Annotated in this window: 16 protein-coding genes; 4 read left to right on the top strand and 12 right to left on the bottom strand. The window is 70.0% G+C overall.

Annotated features, from left to right (window positions below):
• Positions 1 to 10 precede the first annotated feature (10 nt).
• From rpmF to ASE56_RS13835, 4 genes are all read right to left on the bottom strand, one after another.
• Positions 11 to 220, bottom strand: coding sequence for a 50S ribosomal protein L32 (rpmF, locus tag ASE56_RS13850; RefSeq protein ID WP_013586329.1), 210 nt, complete (start codon positions 218 to 220; stop codon positions 11 to 13).
• 2 nt (positions 221 to 222) lie between these two features.
• A complete protein-coding gene (locus ASE56_RS13845) occupies positions 223 to 717 on the bottom strand; it encodes a DUF177 domain-containing protein (protein WP_056230851.1) in 495 nt (164 codons plus the stop codon).
• Positions 718 to 874: 157 nt separating this feature from the next.
• Positions 875 to 1,372: a pantetheine-phosphate adenylyltransferase gene (gene coaD, locus ASE56_RS13840; protein ID WP_056230849.1), complete on the bottom strand. Its 498-nt coding sequence runs from the start codon at positions 1,370 to 1,372 to the stop codon at positions 875 to 877.
• A gap of 41 nt (positions 1,373 to 1,413) precedes the next feature.
• Positions 1,414 to 3,588: an ATP-dependent DNA helicase RecG gene (locus tag ASE56_RS13835; RefSeq protein ID WP_056230848.1), complete on the bottom strand. Its 2,175-nt coding sequence runs from the start codon at positions 3,586 to 3,588 to the stop codon at positions 1,414 to 1,416.
• An 83-nt stretch (positions 3,589 to 3,671) separates the two neighbouring features.
• On the opposite strand from ASE56_RS13835, the gene rsmD reads away from it, so the two are divergent.
• Complete coding sequence (gene rsmD, locus ASE56_RS13830; protein WP_056230846.1) at positions 3,672 to 4,238, top strand: 16S rRNA (guanine(966)-N(2))-methyltransferase RsmD; 567 nt, start codon at positions 3,672 to 3,674, stop codon at positions 4,236 to 4,238.
• A 4-nt stretch (positions 4,239 to 4,242) separates the two neighbouring features.
• Here rsmD and thiL read toward each other — a convergent pair whose 3' ends face one another.
• Positions 4,243 to 5,247 (bottom strand): thiamine-phosphate kinase, encoded by a 1,005-nt coding sequence (gene thiL / locus ASE56_RS13825; protein ID WP_056230844.1) that lies wholly within the window; start codon positions 5,245 to 5,247, stop codon positions 4,243 to 4,245.
• Between the two features lie 25 nt (positions 5,248 to 5,272).
• Between thiL and ASE56_RS13820 the strand changes: the two genes are divergently transcribed.
• A complete protein-coding gene (locus ASE56_RS13820; RefSeq protein WP_056230842.1) occupies positions 5,273 to 5,776 on the top strand; it encodes a DUF3515 family protein in 504 nt (167 codons plus the stop codon).
• Between the two features lie 126 nt (positions 5,777 to 5,902).
• Here the strand turns inward: ASE56_RS13820 and ASE56_RS13815 are convergent, their stop codons facing one another.
• The 6 genes from ASE56_RS13815 to leuC form a co-directional block, all read right to left on the bottom strand.
• Positions 5,903 to 6,988, bottom strand: coding sequence for a D-alanine--D-alanine ligase family protein (locus tag ASE56_RS13815; protein ID WP_082450708.1), 1,086 nt, complete (start codon positions 6,986 to 6,988; stop codon positions 5,903 to 5,905).
• A complete protein-coding gene (locus ASE56_RS13810) occupies positions 6,888 to 8,030 on the bottom strand; it encodes an NAD(P)H-dependent glycerol-3-phosphate dehydrogenase (protein ID WP_056230840.1) in 1,143 nt (380 codons plus the stop codon). Before ASE56_RS13810 ends, ASE56_RS13815 begins: the two co-directional genes overlap by 101 nt.
• The gene (locus ASE56_RS13805; RefSeq protein WP_056230838.1) at positions 8,020 to 8,760 is read right to left on the bottom strand and encodes a 1-acyl-sn-glycerol-3-phosphate acyltransferase; all 741 of its coding nucleotides are present in this window, start codon (positions 8,758 to 8,760) and stop codon (positions 8,020 to 8,022) included. Before ASE56_RS13805 ends, ASE56_RS13810 begins: the two co-directional genes overlap by 11 nt.
• 3 nt (positions 8,761 to 8,763) lie before the next feature.
• Positions 8,764 to 10,137 carry a UDP-N-acetylglucosamine 1-carboxyvinyltransferase gene (gene murA, locus ASE56_RS13800; RefSeq protein ID WP_056230836.1) on the bottom strand — a complete coding sequence of 458 codons (1,374 nt, stop codon included), beginning with the start codon at positions 10,135 to 10,137 and terminating at the stop codon, positions 8,764 to 8,766.
• Positions 10,138 to 10,199: 62 nt separating this feature from the next.
• Positions 10,200 to 10,796, bottom strand: a complete 597-nt coding sequence (gene leuD / locus ASE56_RS13795; protein WP_056230833.1) for a 3-isopropylmalate dehydratase small subunit — start codon at positions 10,794 to 10,796, stop codon at positions 10,200 to 10,202.
• A gap of 1 nt (position 10,797) precedes the next feature.
• Positions 10,798 to 12,258, bottom strand: coding sequence for a 3-isopropylmalate dehydratase large subunit (leuC, locus tag ASE56_RS13790; RefSeq protein ID WP_056230831.1), 1,461 nt, complete (start codon positions 12,256 to 12,258; stop codon positions 10,798 to 10,800).
• A gap of 259 nt (positions 12,259 to 12,517) precedes the next feature.
• On the opposite strand from leuC, the gene ASE56_RS13785 reads away from it, so the two are divergent.
• The gene (locus ASE56_RS13785) at positions 12,518 to 13,828 is read left to right on the top strand and encodes an O-acetylhomoserine aminocarboxypropyltransferase/cysteine synthase family protein (RefSeq protein WP_056230829.1); all 1,311 of its coding nucleotides are present in this window, start codon (positions 12,518 to 12,520) and stop codon (positions 13,826 to 13,828) included.
• Positions 13,825 to 15,138, top strand: a complete 1,314-nt coding sequence (locus tag ASE56_RS13780; protein ID WP_056230827.1) for an LLM class flavin-dependent oxidoreductase — start codon at positions 13,825 to 13,827, stop codon at positions 15,136 to 15,138. The genes ASE56_RS13785 and ASE56_RS13780 overlap by 4 nt, the downstream gene beginning before the upstream one ends.
• Positions 15,139 to 15,241: 103 nt before the next feature.
• Here ASE56_RS13780 and ASE56_RS13775 read toward each other — a convergent pair whose 3' ends face one another.
• Positions 15,242 to 16,309, bottom strand: coding sequence for a TerC family protein (locus tag ASE56_RS13775; RefSeq protein ID WP_056230825.1), 1,068 nt, complete (start codon positions 16,307 to 16,309; stop codon positions 15,242 to 15,244).
• Between the last annotated feature and the right edge of the window lie 35 nt (positions 16,310 to 16,344).

Here is a 16,344-nt window from a genome sequence, read left to right as displayed (position 1 = left end):
GAATCGCCGATCAGACGTCGGCGACCTTGCGGCCCTTGTACTCGAGGAAGAGCTCGGTGCCCTGCGAGTCGGTGACGACCTTCGCCTGGTGGGGGCGGCTGTAGACGACCTTGCCGTTCTCGATGGTCTTGACCAGCGCGGGGGCTTCAGCCTTCCACTGCGCACGACGCGAGCGGGTGTTGGAGCGGGAGACCTTCCGCTTCGGGGGGTTACCTGCCATGACTAGCTCTTCTCTGTCTTGGGGGCGGCGCGGGGCGCATCGCCGTCGTCTGGGGTGTACTGCTGGAGCGCAGCCCATCGAGGATCGACAGGCGTCTGCTCCGTGGTGCCGGGGCTTTCCGTCAGCCTCTCGCCCGTGTTCGGGTCGAGCCCGGGGCAGTCCGGCTGACACACCGGCTGGAACGGAAGCGAAAGGACAATGGCATCCCGGACCAGATTTTCAAGATCCACGTGGTCGTCTTGAACGTCGAAGTCGTTCGCTTCGTCCCCAGGATACGCGAAAAGTTCCTGGAACTCGACTTCGACAGGCTCGGCGATGTCGATCAAGCAGCGTCCGCACACTCCGACGGCAGTGGTGTCGACGGTGCCCGAGACGAGAATGCCCTCGTGCACGGACTCGAGACGCACGTCGAGCTCGAGGATCTCGCCCTCGGGGATCGCGAGCAGTCCCTCGCCCCACTTCTCGGGGGTGGGCAGGTCGAGCGTGTGTTCGCGCATCTCGCCCGGGTGGCGCTCGATGTCGCGTACGGGGAGCTGGAAAGGTCCGGGTCGGCGAGTTCTCACGGTCGTCAATGCTACCCGTGCGCTCCTGGGCGGGGGCCGGGCGTCGCCCGTCGGCGCGGCCGTGCGGTCGCCTGACCGAGGCCCGAGCGAGTCAGATGCCGCGAGCGCCGGTGTCGAGGAACCGCGCCACCGCGGGCGGGACGTACGGCGAGACATCGCCACCGAGACCCGCCACCTGACGCACGAGCGAGCTCGAGACCAGCGCATGAGAGGGATCGGGGAGCAGGAAGACCGTCTCGACGTGGGCGAGGTCGCGGTTCACGATCGCCATGGGCGTCTCGTACGCCACGTCGACCTGCGACCGGATGCCCTTCACGAGCACCTTCGCTCCCACCTCGGTGCAGTAGTCCACGAGCAGGCCCATGCTCCACGCGGCGACGATGACGTCGCCGTCGACGCCCGCCTCGGCGATCGACTGCTCGAGCAGACTCTGCCGCTGAGCGATGGGGAGCATCGCCTCTTTGCCCGGGTTGTGGACCACGAGCACATGCAGCTGGTCGAAGAGACCCGCCGCGCGCCGGATCACATCGAGGTGACCGAGCGTGGGGGGGTCGAACGAGCCGGGAACGACGGCGATCCGGGGGTTCATGCCGCCAGCCTACCGATGCGACCGGGGCAGCGACCCGACGGTCAGGACTTCGCCAGGGCAGCGCGCTCCTCGACTCCGACACGGCGATCGAGGGCGGCGGCGAGCCCGGGATGCCGGCGCAGAGCCGGATCGTCGGCGAGAAGTCTCTCGCCCTCAGCGCGGGCCTCGGTGATGAGGTCGGCGTCGGTGACCACTCGCAGCAGACGCAGCGACGAACGCGCTCCCGACTGCGCGCCGCCGAGCACGTCGCCCTCTCCGCGCAGGTCGAGGTCGACCTCGGCCAAGGCGAAGCCGTCGAGGGTCGCTGCCACCGCCTCGACGCGTGAGCGCGCCGAGGTTCCGGGCGAGGCTTCGGTCACCAGCAGGCAGAGGCCCGGGAGCCCCCCTCGCCCGACGCGTCCGCGCAGCTGATGCAGCTGCGAGACGCCGAAGCGATCGGCTTCGAGGATGACCATCGTGGAGGCGTTGGGCACGTCGACGCCGACCTCGATCACCGTGGTGGCGACGAGAACGTCGATGTCTCCGCGCGCGAAGGCCTGCATCACGGCGTCTTTCTCGTCGGAGGGCATCTTGCCGTGGAGGATCTGCACGCGGATGCCGCTAAACGTCGGCAATCGCGACAGCAACGCCTCGACCTGCACGACACCCCACCGCGTGCGGGCGCCCTCGGCGGCGGCGGCCGGTGCGTCCGCCGGTTCGTCGGTCTTCTCGTCGGCGGTGAGCTGGTCGGAGTCGATAGCGGCGCACACCACGAACGCCTGGCGCCCGAGGGCGACCTCTTCGGCGATGCGATCCCACACGCGGGCGAACCAGGCGGGCTTCTCGGCGAGCGGAGCGACGAACGACTGGATGCCGGCTCGCCCGGCCGGCATGGTGCGGATGGTCGAGACGTCGAGGTCGCCGAACACGGTCATGGCGACGGTGCGCGGGATGGGGGTCGCCGTCAGCACGAGCGTGTGCGGAGAACTGCCTTTGGCGCGCAGCGCCTCGCGCTGGTCGACGCCGAAACGGTGCTGCTCGTCGACGACGACGAAGCCGAGGTCGGCGAAGGTGGTGGTCGCGCTCAGGAGCGCGTGAGTGCCCACGACGATGCGCGCCTGGCCTGAGGCGACCCGCAGGGCTGCGCGGCGACGCTCTGCCGCCGGCATCTGCCCGGTGAGCAGGGTCGGCATGACCTCGGGGGCGAGCTCGGGACCGAGCATGCGGGCGATCGAGCGCAGGTGCTGACCGGCCAGCACCTCGGTCGGGGCGATGAGGGCGGACTGCCCGCCGGATTCGGCGACCTGCAGCATCGCGCGCAACGCCACCAGCGTCTTGCCCGATCCCACCTCGCCCTGCACCAGACGGTTCATGGGCCAGTCGGCGACGAGGTCGGCCTCGAGTTGAGCGCCGACGCTCTGCTGGTCGGCGGTCAGCTCGAAAGGAAGGATCGCGTCGAAGCGCTCGAGCAGACCACCGGGCGCCGCCGGCCGCTTGGTCGCCGACAGAGCCCGCACGAACTGCCGCTGCTGGAGCAGGGCGGTCTGCAGCACGAAGGCCTCGTGCATGCGCAGGGTCGCGATCGCGGGCGGGATGTCGTCATCGGTCTCGGGGCGATGGATCTGCTCGAACGCCGCGCGCGCCGGGAGGAGACCGCGGCGAGCTCGCAGGTCGTCGGGCAGAGGGTCCTCGACCTCTCCGAGTCCGTCGAGCACGAGCGAGATCGTCTTCTGCACGAGAGTGCTGGGGATCGAGCTCGTCGCGGGATAGATCGGGATGGGCCGCTTCGCCGTCACCTCGGCCTCGGCGCGAGCCTCGGCGATGTCGTCGAACAGCTCGTAGTCGGGGTTCGTCAGCTGCGTCTGGCGGCGGTACTCGCCGACCTTGCCCGAGAAGATGCCGCGGCGCCCCGGAGTCAGGTCTTTCAAGCGCCAGGGCTGGTTGAAGAAGGTGAGCGACATGCGCCCGTCTCCGTCGCTGATGACGACTTCGAGCAGCGAGCCGCGGCGGTTCTGCATGCGACGCTCGTTCGCGCTGACCACCTCGGCGACGATCGTGACCGGCTCGCCGAGCGGGAGGGAATCGATGGGCGTGAGCTCACCCCGACGGGCGTAGCGGCGGGGGTAGTGCTCGAGCAGCTCGCCCACCGTCTTCACGCCGAACGCCTTCTCGAATGCCGTCGCGGTCTTGCCGCCGATGGCGCCGTCCAGGCGCGACGCGAGCGAGAATCCGGGCATACTCCGAGTCTAGGCAGGCCCCCGGACATCGCCGTTCGCTCGCGCGCACGCGACCGCCGCACCGAGGACCCTAGGCTGGAGAGGTGACGCGCATCATCTCGGGCCGGGCCGGCGGCACGGTCCTCGATGTGCCCCCCAAGGGCACCCGCCCCACGAGCGACCGCGTCCGCGAGTCGCTCTTCGGAGCGCTCGAGTCCGCGGGCCTGCTCGACGACGCACGCGTGGCCGATCTGTTCGCGGGCTCCGGCGCCCTGGGGCTCGAGAGCCTCAGCCGCGGCGCCGCCTCCGCGGACCTCGTCGAGCTGTCGGCACCCGCCGCTGCCCTCATCCGCAAGAACGCCGAACGGGTGAAGACGGCCGGCGTCACCGCCCCCGCGCGCGTGCACAAGGCGAACGTCACGACGTTCCTCTCGGCATCCACCCTCGAATGGGACCTCGTCTTCCTCGATCCGCCCTACGACCTCGCCGACGACGAGCTCACGAAAGCGCTCGTCGCGCTCGCGCCGAGCCTGCACCCCGACGCCACGGTGATCGTCGAGCGGGCGAAGCGATCCGCCGCCCCCGAGTGGGCCGCCGCCGGACTCGAGGCCGAGCGCGACCGCGCCTACGGCGACACCACGATGTGGTGGGGACGACCGCGAAGCGTCTGATCCCTCAGCCGCGACCGGCGTCCCAGTCGCGGTAGGGATCCCAGCCGCCCCGGCCCGACCAGGGATGATCGTCGACGGTGACGGCTTCGCTCCCGCGCGCCACGACCGTTCCCACACGACGGCCCAGCGGGTCCGCTTCGGCAGCGAACGTCACGAGGAACCCATGGTCCTCTCCCCCGCCGAGCGCGCGGTCGGGGTCGTCGCCGAGGGTCGCGGAGTCGAGCGCGATCGTGACCCCCGAGGCATCGGCCAGGCGCGTGGCGTCGAGGACGAGCCCATCGGAGATGTCCATCATCGCGGTGGCCCCCGCATCCGCGGCCCGCAAAGCCTCCGCGATCGGCGGTCGCGGCGTGAGCTGGCGAGCCAGTCCGCGCGCGTCGTCGGCACCGAGCGCCGCCCGGGCCTCGGACGTGATCACGACGGGAGTGCCGTCGGCATCCCGGAACCGCGCGAAGAGCACCTCGAGTCCCCGCGCGGCCTCGCCGAGCTCGCCGATCACGTAGACGCCGTCTCCGACGCGGGCACCGGAGCGACGCACGGGATCGCGGCCGTCGAGGCTCCCCAGGGCCGTCACGGCGATGGTCAGGGTGTCCGAGACCGTGAGGTCGCCGCCCTCGACCGCGCAGTCCGGTGCCAGTTCGGCGCAGGCCGCCGCGAGGCCGTCGGCGAACCAGCGGACGAACGAGACGGGAGTGTCGTCGGGCATCGCGAGCGCGACGAGCAGAGCGATGGGGCGCGCACCCATCGCGGCGACATCGGCGAGGTTCACCGCCGCGGACTTGAAGCCGAGATCGAACGGCGACGACCACGCCAGCCGGAAGTCGGGCCCGTGCACGAGCGTGTCGGTCGTCGCGACGACCCGCCCGTCGGGAACAGACAGCACAGCGGCATCGTCACCGGGCCCGACCGGGGCGGTCGACGGCGGAAGACGGTCCAGGATGCCGCGCAGGATCTGTCCCTCGGACAGCTCGCGCACAGTGGTTGCACGGGTGGTCTCGGCGTCGGTCACTCCCCCACGCTATTAGCCTGGAGGGGTGCCCCGCTCCTCCCGCCTCCTCGCGCTCCTTGCCGCCGCCGCCCTCCTCCCCGGGCTCGCGGCGTGCAGCACCACGGTCGCGATGCAGCCGGCCAAGGACGCGAACGACCCGGCGTGCGCCGAGATCACCTCGCGACTGCCCCAGACAATCTCGGGGCAGAACCGCCGCTGGACCGACGCGCAGTCGACCGGTGCGTGGGGAGATCCCGCCGCGATCCTCATGACGTGCGGGCTCGAGACGCCCGGCCCGTCCACCCTGCCGTGTCGCCCGTTCAACGGCGTGGACTGGCTGGTCGACGAGTCGCAGGCGGCCGACAACCGGTACACGCTGACGACGTTCGGGCGCAGCCCCGCGGTCCAGGTCTACCTGGACTACAAAGAGGCCAGCAGCGCCGATGTGGCCCAGGCCCTCGGACCGCTGATCAGCCAGTACCTGCCGTCGACGGGCGCCGTGTGCACCTCGGCGTCCGACGTCGCGCCCTCGCCGAGCCCGACGCCGTAGCGCGCGCCGCGTCCGACCCCGCGTGCACAACCGCGGGACTCTTCCCGACACACCGGCGTCACCGACCCCGGCGACGGCGCGCCGCCGGCCCGGCCCGCCGTTGCGCACGGCGCGCCGGGCCGCGACTCAGGCCTTCGCGAGGGCCGCGTCGAGCAGGTCGCTGATGAGGTCGGGGTAGGACAGGCCCGAGGCGATCCAGCAGGTCGGGAACATCGAGATCGGCGTGAACCCGGGCATGGTGTTGACCTCGTTCACGTAGAACTCGGTGCCGGTGTAGAAGAAGTCGACGCGCGCGAGGCCCTGGCCACCGATCGCCTCGAACGCCTGAGCGGCGATCCGCTGCATCTCGGCGAGCTCACCGTCGCGCAGGTCTGCGGGGCACACGAGCTCGACGCCCGCCGCCCCGAGGTACTTCGCCTCGAAGTCGTAGAACTCGCGTCCCGTCACGACGATCTCGCCGGCGACGCTGACGCGCACCGGTCCGCCGTCGCGCCCGGGGAGCACGCCGCACTCCACCTCGCGACCGACGATCGCCTTCTCGACCAGCACCAGGCCGTCTTCGGCGAACGCGGTGTCGAGAGCGGCGTCGAGGTCGTCCCACTGGGACACCTTCGTGACGCCGACGCTGGAGCCGGCCTCGTTCGGCTTGACGAACACGGGCAGGTCGAGCGCGTGGATGCGGCGCTCCCACAGCGAGCGGTCGCGCGCGAGATCGGCGCGGGTCACCGCGACCCACGGCACCACGGGCACGTTCGCGGCGCGCAGCACCTGCTTGGTCACGTGTTTGTTCATGCCGATCGCCGACATGAGCACTCCGCCGCCGGCGTACGCGATGCCGAGCAGCTCGAGCAGCCCCTGCACCGTGCCGTCCTCACCGAAGCGGCCGTGCAGGATCGGCAGGACGACGTCGACGTCTCCGAGCGAGCGGGTGCCCTCGGCATCCGTCACCGTCCACTCGCGCGAGAGCGTCGATTCGGGCAGGCGAACGCGCGTGCCGTTGTCGCGCACCTCGGGTAGCGCGTCGGGGATCAACGCGAACTTGTCGGGATCGTCGTCTTCGAGAACGAAGGCGCCGTCGCGGGTGATGCCGACCGGGATGACCCGGAAGCGGTCACGGTCGATCGCCCGCAGCACCCCGCCCGCCGTGGCGGAACTGATCGAATGCTCGCTGGAGCGCCCGCCGAAGAGCACCACCACCACCGGTTTGGTCATTCTGCGTCCTCTCGCCCTGCGGCTGGTCGTCGTCTGTCGTCAGGTGCGGTGCGATGTCGCGCGGGTCCATGGTCCCGTCCAGCACCATCTTGACCTGCTGCACGATGGGCATGTCGACGCCGACCTGCTTCGCGAGTTGCAGGACGGGCGCGACGGATGCCAAGCCCTCCGCGGTCTGCTGCATCTGGGTCACGACCTCTTTGTAGCCGTAGCCCTGGCCGAGCAGGCGCCCGGCGGTGTTGTTGCGGCTGAGCGGCGACTGGCACGTCGCGATGAGGTCGCCGAGGCCGGCGAGGCCCTGCAGGGTCTCGGGCTGGGCGCCCTGCGCCACGGCGAAGTCGGTCATCTCCACGAGGCCGCGCGTGATGATCGAGGCTTTCGTGTTCTCGCCGTAGCCGACGCCGTCGACGATGCCGATGGCCACCGCGATGAGATTCTTCAGCACCCCGCCGAACTCCGTGCCGATGACGTCGGTGTTCACGAACGAGCGGAAGTAGCGGTTGCGGGCCCGCCGGGCGACGGCCTCCGCGGTCTCGGGGCTCAGCGAGCTGATGACCGCAGCCGTCGGCTGCTCCCGCGCGATCTCGAGGGCGAGGTTGGGACCGGATGCCACGGCGATGCGGGCCGGGTCGCACTCGAGCACCTGCTCGATGACCTGGCTCATGCGCAGGCCCGTCGACTTCTCGACGCCCTTCATGAGCGAGACGAGGGGGACGTCGGTGCGCTCGACGAGGGGTCGGATGGCGGCGAGGTTCTCACGCAGCGACTGGCTCGGCACCGACAGGAAGATCTGCTCCGCGCCGTTCAGCGCCTCGGCGAGGTCGGTGGTGGCCGTCATGGTCCGCGGCAGGTTGATGCCCGAGAGGTAGCGGCTGTTGCGCTTGGACTCGGTGATCTCTGCGGCCAGCTCGGGGCGGCGCGCCCACATGACCACCGAGGCTCCGCCGTCGGCGAGGATCTTGCCGAACGTCGTGCCCCAGCTGCCCGCGCCGACGACGGCGACCTTCGGTCCGGCGACCGGCGCGGGGCTCTTACGGCTCAAGGCGACCCGTCTCGTTCTGCCCGTGCTGCGACGGGTTCCAGCGCTCCGCGGGGGCGGGAAGACCCCGGATGCCGGAGAGCATCGCGGTGATCTCGTTCATCATCGCGTCAGTGGCCTTCGTCAGAGTGACCGGCTGGGTGCGCGTGGCGGCGTAGGCGCTCATGTCCATGGCGGGGCCGAACTCGACGATGACGTGCGAGCGGCGGGGGAACTTCAGCTTCCCGTACCGCGGGAGGATCTGCTGCACGCCCCACTGCGCCATGGGGATGAGCGGCAGATCGGCGGCGAGGGCCAGGCGAACCGCCCCGGTCTTGCCGCGCATCGGCCACAGGTCGGGGTCGCGCGTGAGGGTTCCCTCGGCGTACACGATCACGCCGCGGCCGTCGCGGGCGATCTGCTCGGCCGCTTTCATCGACTGGTTCGCGCTGGTCGAGGCCCGCGGCACGGGGACCATGCCGGTGGCACGGAGCGCCGCACCGAGGACGGGCACCTTGAACAGACTCTCTTTGGCCATGAACCGCGGGGCGCGACCGAGCCGCCAGACGGCGACGGCCACGATCACCGGGTCGAACTCCGAGTTGTGGTTCGGAGCGATGACGTAAGCGCCCTCGCTCGGGAGGTTCTCGGCCCCGCGGATCTCGATCCGGGCGAACAGGCCCGTGATGGGCACGATGATCGCCGCGAGCGGCCAGAAGGCGCTCGGCTTCGTCTTCTCGGGCGAGGCGGCCACGGATCAGCCCACGACGTCGAAGTCGGCGTCGAGAGCGGTCAGCTTCTCGAGGAACTTCTCGTACCCACGGCGGATGATGCCGATGTTGCGCACGGTCGACTCGCCCTCGGCGGCCAGGGCCGCGATGACGTAGCTGTATCCACCGCGCAGGTCGGGGACCTCGACGTCGGCGCCGTGCAGGGGGGTCGGTCCGTTGATGACCGCGGCCTGCTCGAGCGAGCGACGCGGAACACGACGATCGGGGCTGGCGATGCCCTTGGGGTGCACGACGATGTCGGCGCCCATCTTGTTGAGGGCCTCGGTGAAGCCGAGACGATTCTCGTAGACCGTCTCGTGCACCGTGGAGGTGCCCGGGGCCTGCGTCAGCGCGACGATGAGCGGCTGCTGCCAGTCGGTCATGAAGCCGGGGTGCACGTCGGTCTCGACCATGACGGGCTTGAGGGCGTCGCCGCGGCGGAAGAGGATGCCGTCTTCACGGACGTCGAACCAGCCGCCGGCCTTGCGGAAGACGTTGAGGAAGGTCAGCATGTCCTGCTGGCGGGCGCCCTTGGCGAAGATCTCGCCGTCGGTGGCCAGCGCGGCGCAGGCCCACGAGGCGGCTTCGTTGCGGTCGAAGATCGCGCGGTGGTCGTAGCCGACGAGCTTGTCGACGCCCTCGATGAAGATGACGCGGTTGGGCTCGTACGAGATGATCGCGCCCATCTTCTGCAGGACGGCGATGAGATCCATGATCTCGGGCTCGATTGCGGCGTTGCGCAGCTCGGTGACGCCCTTCGCGCGGACGGCGGTGAGCAGGACCTGCTCGGTCGCGCCGACGCTCGGGTAGGGCAGGGTGATGTTGGCGCCGTGGAGGCCGTTCGGGGCCGTGATGCGGATGCCCTCGTAGCTCTTGTCGACGACGGCACCGAAGGCGCGCAGGGCGTCCATGTGGAAGTTGATCGGGCGATCGCCGATGCGGCATCCGCCCAGGTCGGGGATGAGCGCCTCGCCGAGCAGGTGCAGCAGCGGCCCGCAGAACAGGATCGGGATGCGCGAGGCCCCCGCGTGCGCGTCGATCTCTTCGAAGTGCGCGGCGACCGCGCCCGAGGGGTCGAGGTGGAGCGTGCCCTCCTCGTCACCCTCGGTCACGGTGACGCCGTGCACTTCGAGGAGCGACCGGACGACCTTGACGTCGCTGATCATCGGCACGTCGCGGAGCGTGCTCGTGGTCTCGCCCAGGAGCGCGGCCACCATGGCCTTCGTCACCAGGTTCTTCGCGCCCTTGACCTCGACGGTCCCGCGCAGGGGCCGACCGCCGCGGATCGAAAGAGTTTCGGCCGCCTCCCAGTCGGGCTGTCCGGGGTTCTGGTCTCCGGAGTCGGTGACGAGTGTGCTCATGGGGGGTGGACCTCACTTCGTGGACGAGGGGCGGCAGATCGACCCGATCGGGTCGATCGGGCTCAGCGGACCGGAAGGGTCTGCGGCCGCCATGCCTCGCGGCGCGCCTCGAACTGCGTGATCTTGTCTTCGTCACGCAGAGTGAGCCCGATGTCATCGAGCCCTTCGAGAAGCCGCCACCTAGTGTAATCGTCGATCTCGAACGAGAGCTGGAGGTCGCCGACCGTGGCGGTCTTCGCGGTAAGGTCCACGGTCATCTCGATGCCCGGGTTCGCCTCGAGGACGGCCCAGATCTGCTCGACCTCGTCCTCGGTGATCACGCCCGTCACCAGGCCTTGCTTGCCCGAGTTGCCGCGGAAGATGTCGGCGAACTTGGGGCTCAGCACGACGCGGAACCCGTAGTCGCGCAGCGCCCACACGGCGTGCTCGCGGCTGGATCCGGTGCCGAAGTCGGGGCCGGCGACGAGGACGGATGCCGAGCGGTAGGCGTCCTGGTTGAGCACGAACCCGGGGTCCTGGCGCCAGTTCGAGAACAGGGCGTCTTCGAAGCCGGTCTTGGTGACGCGCTTGAGGAACACCGCGGGGATGATCTGGTCGGTGTCGACGGCGGAGCGCTTCAGAGGCGCGGCGACACCGGTGTGCGTAGTGAACTTCTCCATGTCAGGCCTCCGCCCCGGTCGAAACGGTCTCGGTGGGAACGGGGTCCAGATCGGCCGGGCTCGACAGCGTTCCGCGCACGGCCGTGGCCGCGGCGACCAGCGGCGAGACGAGGTGCGTGCGCCCGCCCTTGCCCTGGCGTCCTTCGAAGTTACGGTTCGAGGTCGACGCGCAGCGCTCCCCCGGGGCCAGCTGGTCGGGGTTCATGCCCAGGCACATCGAGCACCCCGCGAAGCGCCATTCGGCGCCGAAGTCGGTGAAGACCTTGTCGAGGCCCTCGGCCTCGGCTTCGAGGCGCACGCGCGCCGATCCCGGCACGACCATGACGCGGACGTTCTCGGCCTTGGTGCGTCCCTCGATGACCGAGGCGAAGGCGCGGAGGTCTTCGATGCGGCTGTTGGTGCAGGAACCCATGAACACGGCATCCACTGGGATGTCCTTCATCGGGGTGCCGGCCTGCAGGTCCATGTACTCGAGCGCCCGCTCGGCGGCGGCGCGCTCGTTGGGGTCGGTGATGTCGGCCGGGGTCGGAACGACGTCGCTCAGCGAGACGCCCTGGCCCGGGTTCGTGCCCCAGGTGACGAAGGGTTCGAGCTCGTTCGCATCGAGGAAGACCTCGGCGTCGTAGACCGCGCCCTCGTCGCTCGGCAGCGTGCGCCAGTAGGCGACCGCGTCGTCCCAGTCCTGGCCCCGCGGCGCGTGGGGCTTGTCCTTGACATAGGCGAAGGTCGTCTCGTCGGGGGCGATCATGCCCGCGCGGGCGCCGGCCTCGATCGACATGTTGCACATCGTCATGCGCCCCTCCATCGAGAGGGAGCGGATCGCGCTGCCGCGGAACTCGAGCACGTAGCCCTGGCCGCCGTTGGCACCGATCTTGGCGATGATCGCGAGGATGATGTCCTTCGCGGTGACGCCGGGCTTCAGCTCGCCCTCGACGGTGATCGCCATCGTCTTGAAGGGCTTGAGCGGCAGGGTCTGGGTGGCGAGCACGTGCTCGACCTCGCTGGTGCCGATGCCGAACGCCATCGCGCCGAACGCGCCGTGGGTCGAGGTGTGCGAGTCGCCGCACACGACGGTGATGCCCGGCATGGTGAGGCCGAGCTGCGGGCCGACCACGTGGACGATGCCCTGCTCCTTGTCGCCCAGCGAGTGGATGCGCACGCCGAACTCGTCGGCGTTGCGGCGCAGCGTCTCAATCTGCGTGCGGCTGGTGAGGTCGGCGATCGGCTTGTCGATGTCGAGCGTCGGGGTGTTGTGGTCTTCGGTCGCGATCGTCAGGTCGAGCCGGCGCACGGGGCGACCCTCGGCGCGCAGGCCGTCGAAGGCCTGAGGGCTCGTCACCTCGTGCACGAGGTGGAGGTCGATGTAGATGAGGTCGGGCTGACCGTTCTCGCCCTTGACCACGAGGTGGTCGTCCCAGACCTTCTCGGCCAGGGTGCGAGGGTTCTCGGGAATCGTGCTCATGTTTGCGTTTCTCCTCGGAAGGGGGTGTGAGGCCCGCGACGAACTCCGCGACGAGAGAGGCCTAGAACAAGGTCTCGTCGCGGCCGCTAAGGAGGAGGCGAGCGATCCGCACGTCGTCACGATACCACCGGCGTCCGACACCCCCGCCGCCGGGGACGGGTGGCGGATGCCGCGTCGGCGGCGTCACAGAGCGACGCACGTTTCGCCGCCCGGAGCCCGCGCGTGCGAATCTGGGCCGACCCGAAGGAAGGAGTGCGCCATGGCCGCAGGCGCCGACACCGGTTTCTCCACTCGCCAGGTCCACGCAGGAGCGGCGACCGCGCAGGCGAGCCCGCGCGCGACCCCGATCTACCTCACGGCGGGCTTCACGTTCAGCGACCTCGACGAGTCGGCCGCGCACTTCGGCGAGGGCACGGGCTTCGGCTACAGCCGCACCGGCAACCCCACAGTGCACGCGGTCGAAGAGCGTCTCGCCTCGCTCGAGGGCGGCGACCAGGCCGTGCTCGTCTCGAGCGGTCAGGCGGCCGTCACCGTCGCGCTGCTCGCCCTCGCCGGAGCCGGCGACCACGTCGTCGTGTCGGAGCACATCTACGAGGGCACGCGCGGCCTCCTGCTCGACAACCTCGCGCGCCTCGGCGTCGAAACGACCTTCGTCGACACCGACGACCTCGACGCCTGGCGCGCCGCGATCACGCCCCGGACCCGGGCCCTCTTCGCCGAGACGCTCTCGAACGCCCGCAACGACGTGCTCGACGTGGCCGCGGTGGCGGCCATCGGCGCCGAGCAGGGCATCCCGCTCGTCGTCGACAGCACGTTCACCACTCCGTACCTGCTTCGCCCGATCGAGCACGGGGCCGCCGTCGTCGTGCACTCGGCGAGCAAGTTCCTGGCGGGTCAGGGTGCCGTGCTCGGCGGTGTCATCGTCGACGACGGTCGATTCGACGCCGCGGCATCCGGTCACCGCTTTGCCCACCTCGTGCAGACCGACCGTCTGGGCGGGGCGAGCTACGCCGAGAAGTACGGCGCCCGCGCGCGCGGGCAGTACATCCGCGAGAGCGTGGCGCCGCGGTTCGGCCCCTCGCCCTCGCCGCTGAACGCCTTCCTGATCGGCCAGGGCATCGAGACCCTGAGCCTGCGCGTCGAGCGGCAGTCGCAGAACGCCCTCGCCGTCGCCCGCTGGCTCGAACAGCGCCCCGAGGTCGAGCGCGTCGACTACATCGGTCTCGACTCGCACCCCCACCACGGTCTCGGTGAGCGCTACCTGACGCGCGGCTTCGGGTCGGTCTTCACCGTCACCCTGCGCGGCGGTCTCGAGGCGGCGCGCCACGTCGTGCAGTCGGTCGAGGTCATCACGCACATGACCCACCTCGGCGACGTGCGCTCGCTCGTGCTGCACCCGCAGAGCACCTCGCACGCCGCCCGCACCGTCGCCGAGCGCGAGCGGGCGGGCGTTTTCCCCGGCACGATCCGCCTGTCGATCGGCATCGAAGACATCGACGACCTGCTCGCCGACCTCGAACAGGCGCTCGTGCGCGTCCCCGTGCTCGAGCGCGAGACGGTCGTGCTGTGAGCCGGCTGCAGCACTTCGGCTGGTTCCTCGCGCGCGGCTTCGGCCCCCACGGGTGGGGCCACCCCTACCTGCGCTGGAACCACCGCTGGACCGAGCCCGGCCTCTACCAGGACTCCGCCCGCACGCTCGAGCAGGCCGGCTTCGACCTGCTGATCATCGAAGACGCGCCCTCGCTGGGCAGCGCCGACACGATCGACCTGCGCGTGCGTCACGCCTTCGGCGGGCCCAAGCACGACCCGCTGCTGCTCGCACCGTACCTGTTCGCGGCGACGCAGCATTTGGGCGTGGTGCCGACGGTCAACCCGGCCGCGTACCTGCCGTACACCGCCGCTCGACAGTTCGCGACGCTCCAGCACCTGAGCGGCCACCGTCTCGGCCTGAACGTCGTCACCGACACCGGCAGCGCGCGCCACTTCTCGACCGCGCCGCAGCTCGGGCACGATGCGGCCTACGACCGGGCGGAGGAGTGGCTCGACGGCATCCGGAAGCTCTGGAACAGCTGGGGCGAGGGCGCTCTCGTCGCCGACGAAGAGACGGGTGTCTATGCCGACGGCACGAAGCTCGAGGCGGTGCGGCACCGGGGAGAGCACTTCGGCTTCGACGGGCCGCTGAACGCGGTGCCCTTCACCGACGGCGCGCCCGCGATCGTGTCCCCCGGCGGATCCGGCCGCGGCCTGTCGTTCGCCGGGCACAACTCCGACGTGCAGCTCGCGCTCGCACCTCTCGACGAACAGAGCATCCGGGCCTACCGCGGCCGCATCCACGCGGCAGCCGAGGCCGCCGGGCGCACATCGGCAGACATCAAGATCCTCTTCGCGATCCAGCCCGTGCTCGTCTCGTCGCCGGAGGAAGCCGACCGCCTGGTCGCGGCATCCGCTCACCCCGATGACGAGGCGCTCGTCGCCATCGCCCGCAAGCAGTCGAGCGATCTCGAGACCGACCTCACCGGTCTCGACCTCGACAAGCCGCTCGACCGGTCGATCTTTGGCGAGCACGTGTCGGAGGGCAGCATCAAGCGGCTCGTCGGAAAGCACGACGACGACGCTCCCCTGCGCACGATCCTCGCCGCGCACGCACGCTTGGGCCGCCTGAACGACGGCTCCGGCTTCGTGGGGACGGCCGACGAGTTCGCCGACCGCATCGAAGAACTCGGCGAGTGGGGCAACGACGGCGTCCTGCTGTGGGGCGACCTGCACCCTGTCACCGTGCATCGCGTACTCGATGACCTCGTGCCGATCCTGCGTCGGCGTGGCATCCTCCGCGAGGAGTACGTCGACGGCGGACTTCAGGCGAATCTGCGCGCGTTCTAGATTCCGGATGCCGTGGCCTCAGGTGGCTGAGCCCGGCGGGGGTCGCGGGGGCCCGGACCCTTCGACAGGCTCCGGGTCGTCGACGCGCAGGGTCCTCGTCGGCTCAGTCGCCCTTCGGCTGCTCGACCGTGCGGGGCGTCCCCTTCTCGTTGGCGACGTCGGCCGCGGCATCCCGAGGGCCGTCGACGGACGCAGGCTCGCGGCGGGCGGCGATGAGGCTGGCGATCGTCGCGACCGCCATCGACACCACGATCACCGCGAGAGAGACCCACGTCGAGATCTCGGGCGCCCACTCGATGGGCTCACCGTCGTTGATGAACGAGAGCTCATTGACGTGCATCGCGTGCAGGATCAGCTTCACACCGATGAACGCGAGGATGAACGCGATGCCGTAGTGCAGGAACTTCAGGCGGTCGAGCAGGTCGCCGAGCAGGAAGTACAGCTGGCGCAGACCCATCAGCGCGAAGAGGTTGGCCGTGAAGACGATGAACGGGCTCTGCGTGATGCCGAAGATCGCCGGGATCGAGTCGATCGCGAACAGCAGGTCAGTCACGCCGATCGCGACGAACACGATGATCATCGGGGTGAAGAGCTTCTTGCCCTTGACGCGCGTGATGACCTTCTTGCCGTCGTACGAGTCGCTCATCGGCAGCACGCGACGCAGCGTCCGCACGATGAGGTTCTCTTTCTGCGAGTCGTCGTCGTGGTCGTCGCCCGGGAACGCCTGGCGGATCGCCGTGTAGACCAGGAACGCACCGAACAGGTAGAAGATCGGGCTGAAGTTCTCGATGATCGTCGCGCCGACCAGGATGAAGGCGCCGCGCAGGATGAGCGCGATGATGATTCCCACCATCAGCACCTCCTGCTGGTACCGACGCGGCACCGCGAACTGCCCCATGATCAGCACGAACACGAAGAGGTTGTCGATCGAGAGGCTGTACTCGGTCAGCCAGCCCGCCACGAACTGTCCCGCGACTTCTCCCCCGGCGACGATCCAGAGGACGCCGGCGAAGATGAGCGCGAGGGTCACGTAGAACACGACCCAGAGCGTCGACTCTTTCGCCGCCGGGATGTGCGGGCGTTTGAGGATGATCAGCAGGTCAGCGACCAGAATCAGCACGAGCACGACGAGCGTGATCGTCTGGAAGAGGGGGTCGAGCTGCAGCTCCATCGCGGGGCCTTTCATCGGGGAAACGCTCGAGTTTA

Origin of the sequence: Microbacterium sp. Leaf203 (assembly GCF_001421275.1) — a bacterium.
GTDB lineage: Bacteria > Actinomycetota > Actinomycetes > Actinomycetales > Microbacteriaceae > Microbacterium > Microbacterium testaceum_A.
The sequence above is the reverse complement of the archived record's forward strand: the minus strand, read 5'-3'. Positions and strand labels throughout refer to the sequence as shown.

Excerpts from the sequence above, each read along its gene's own strand:
- coaD (WP_056230849.1), bottom strand. The coding sequence starts at position 1,372 with ATGAACCCCCGGATCGCCGTCGTTCCCGGCTCGTTCGACCCCCCCACG.
- rpmF (WP_013586329.1), bottom strand. The coding sequence starts at position 220 with ATGGCAGGTAACCCCCCGAAGCGGAAGGTCTCCCGCTCCAACACCCGC.
- ASE56_RS13775 (WP_056230825.1), bottom strand. The coding sequence starts at position 16,309 with ATGGAGCTGCAGCTCGACCCCCTCTTCCAGACGATCACGCTCGTCGTG.
- ASE56_RS13785 (WP_056230829.1), top strand. The coding sequence starts at position 12,518 with ATGGCCGCAGGCGCCGACACCGGTTTCTCCACTCGCCAGGTCCACGCA.
- murA (WP_056230836.1), bottom strand. The coding sequence starts at position 10,137 with ATGAGCACACTCGTCACCGACTCCGGAGACCAGAACCCCGGACAGCCC.
- ASE56_RS13835 (WP_056230848.1), bottom strand. The coding sequence starts at position 3,588 with ATGCCCGGATTCTCGCTCGCGTCGCGCCTGGACGGCGCCATCGGCGGC.
- ASE56_RS13815 (WP_082450708.1), bottom strand. The coding sequence starts at position 6,988 with ATGACCAAACCGGTGGTGGTGGTGCTCTTCGGCGGGCGCTCCAGCGAG.
- leuD (WP_056230833.1), bottom strand. The coding sequence starts at position 10,796 with ATGGAGAAGTTCACTACGCACACCGGTGTCGCCGCGCCTCTGAAGCGC.
- leuC (WP_056230831.1), bottom strand. The coding sequence starts at position 12,258 with ATGAGCACGATTCCCGAGAACCCTCGCACCCTGGCCGAGAAGGTCTGG.
- ASE56_RS13845 (WP_056230851.1), bottom strand. The coding sequence starts at position 717 with ATGCGCGAACACACGCTCGACCTGCCCACCCCCGAGAAGTGGGGCGAG.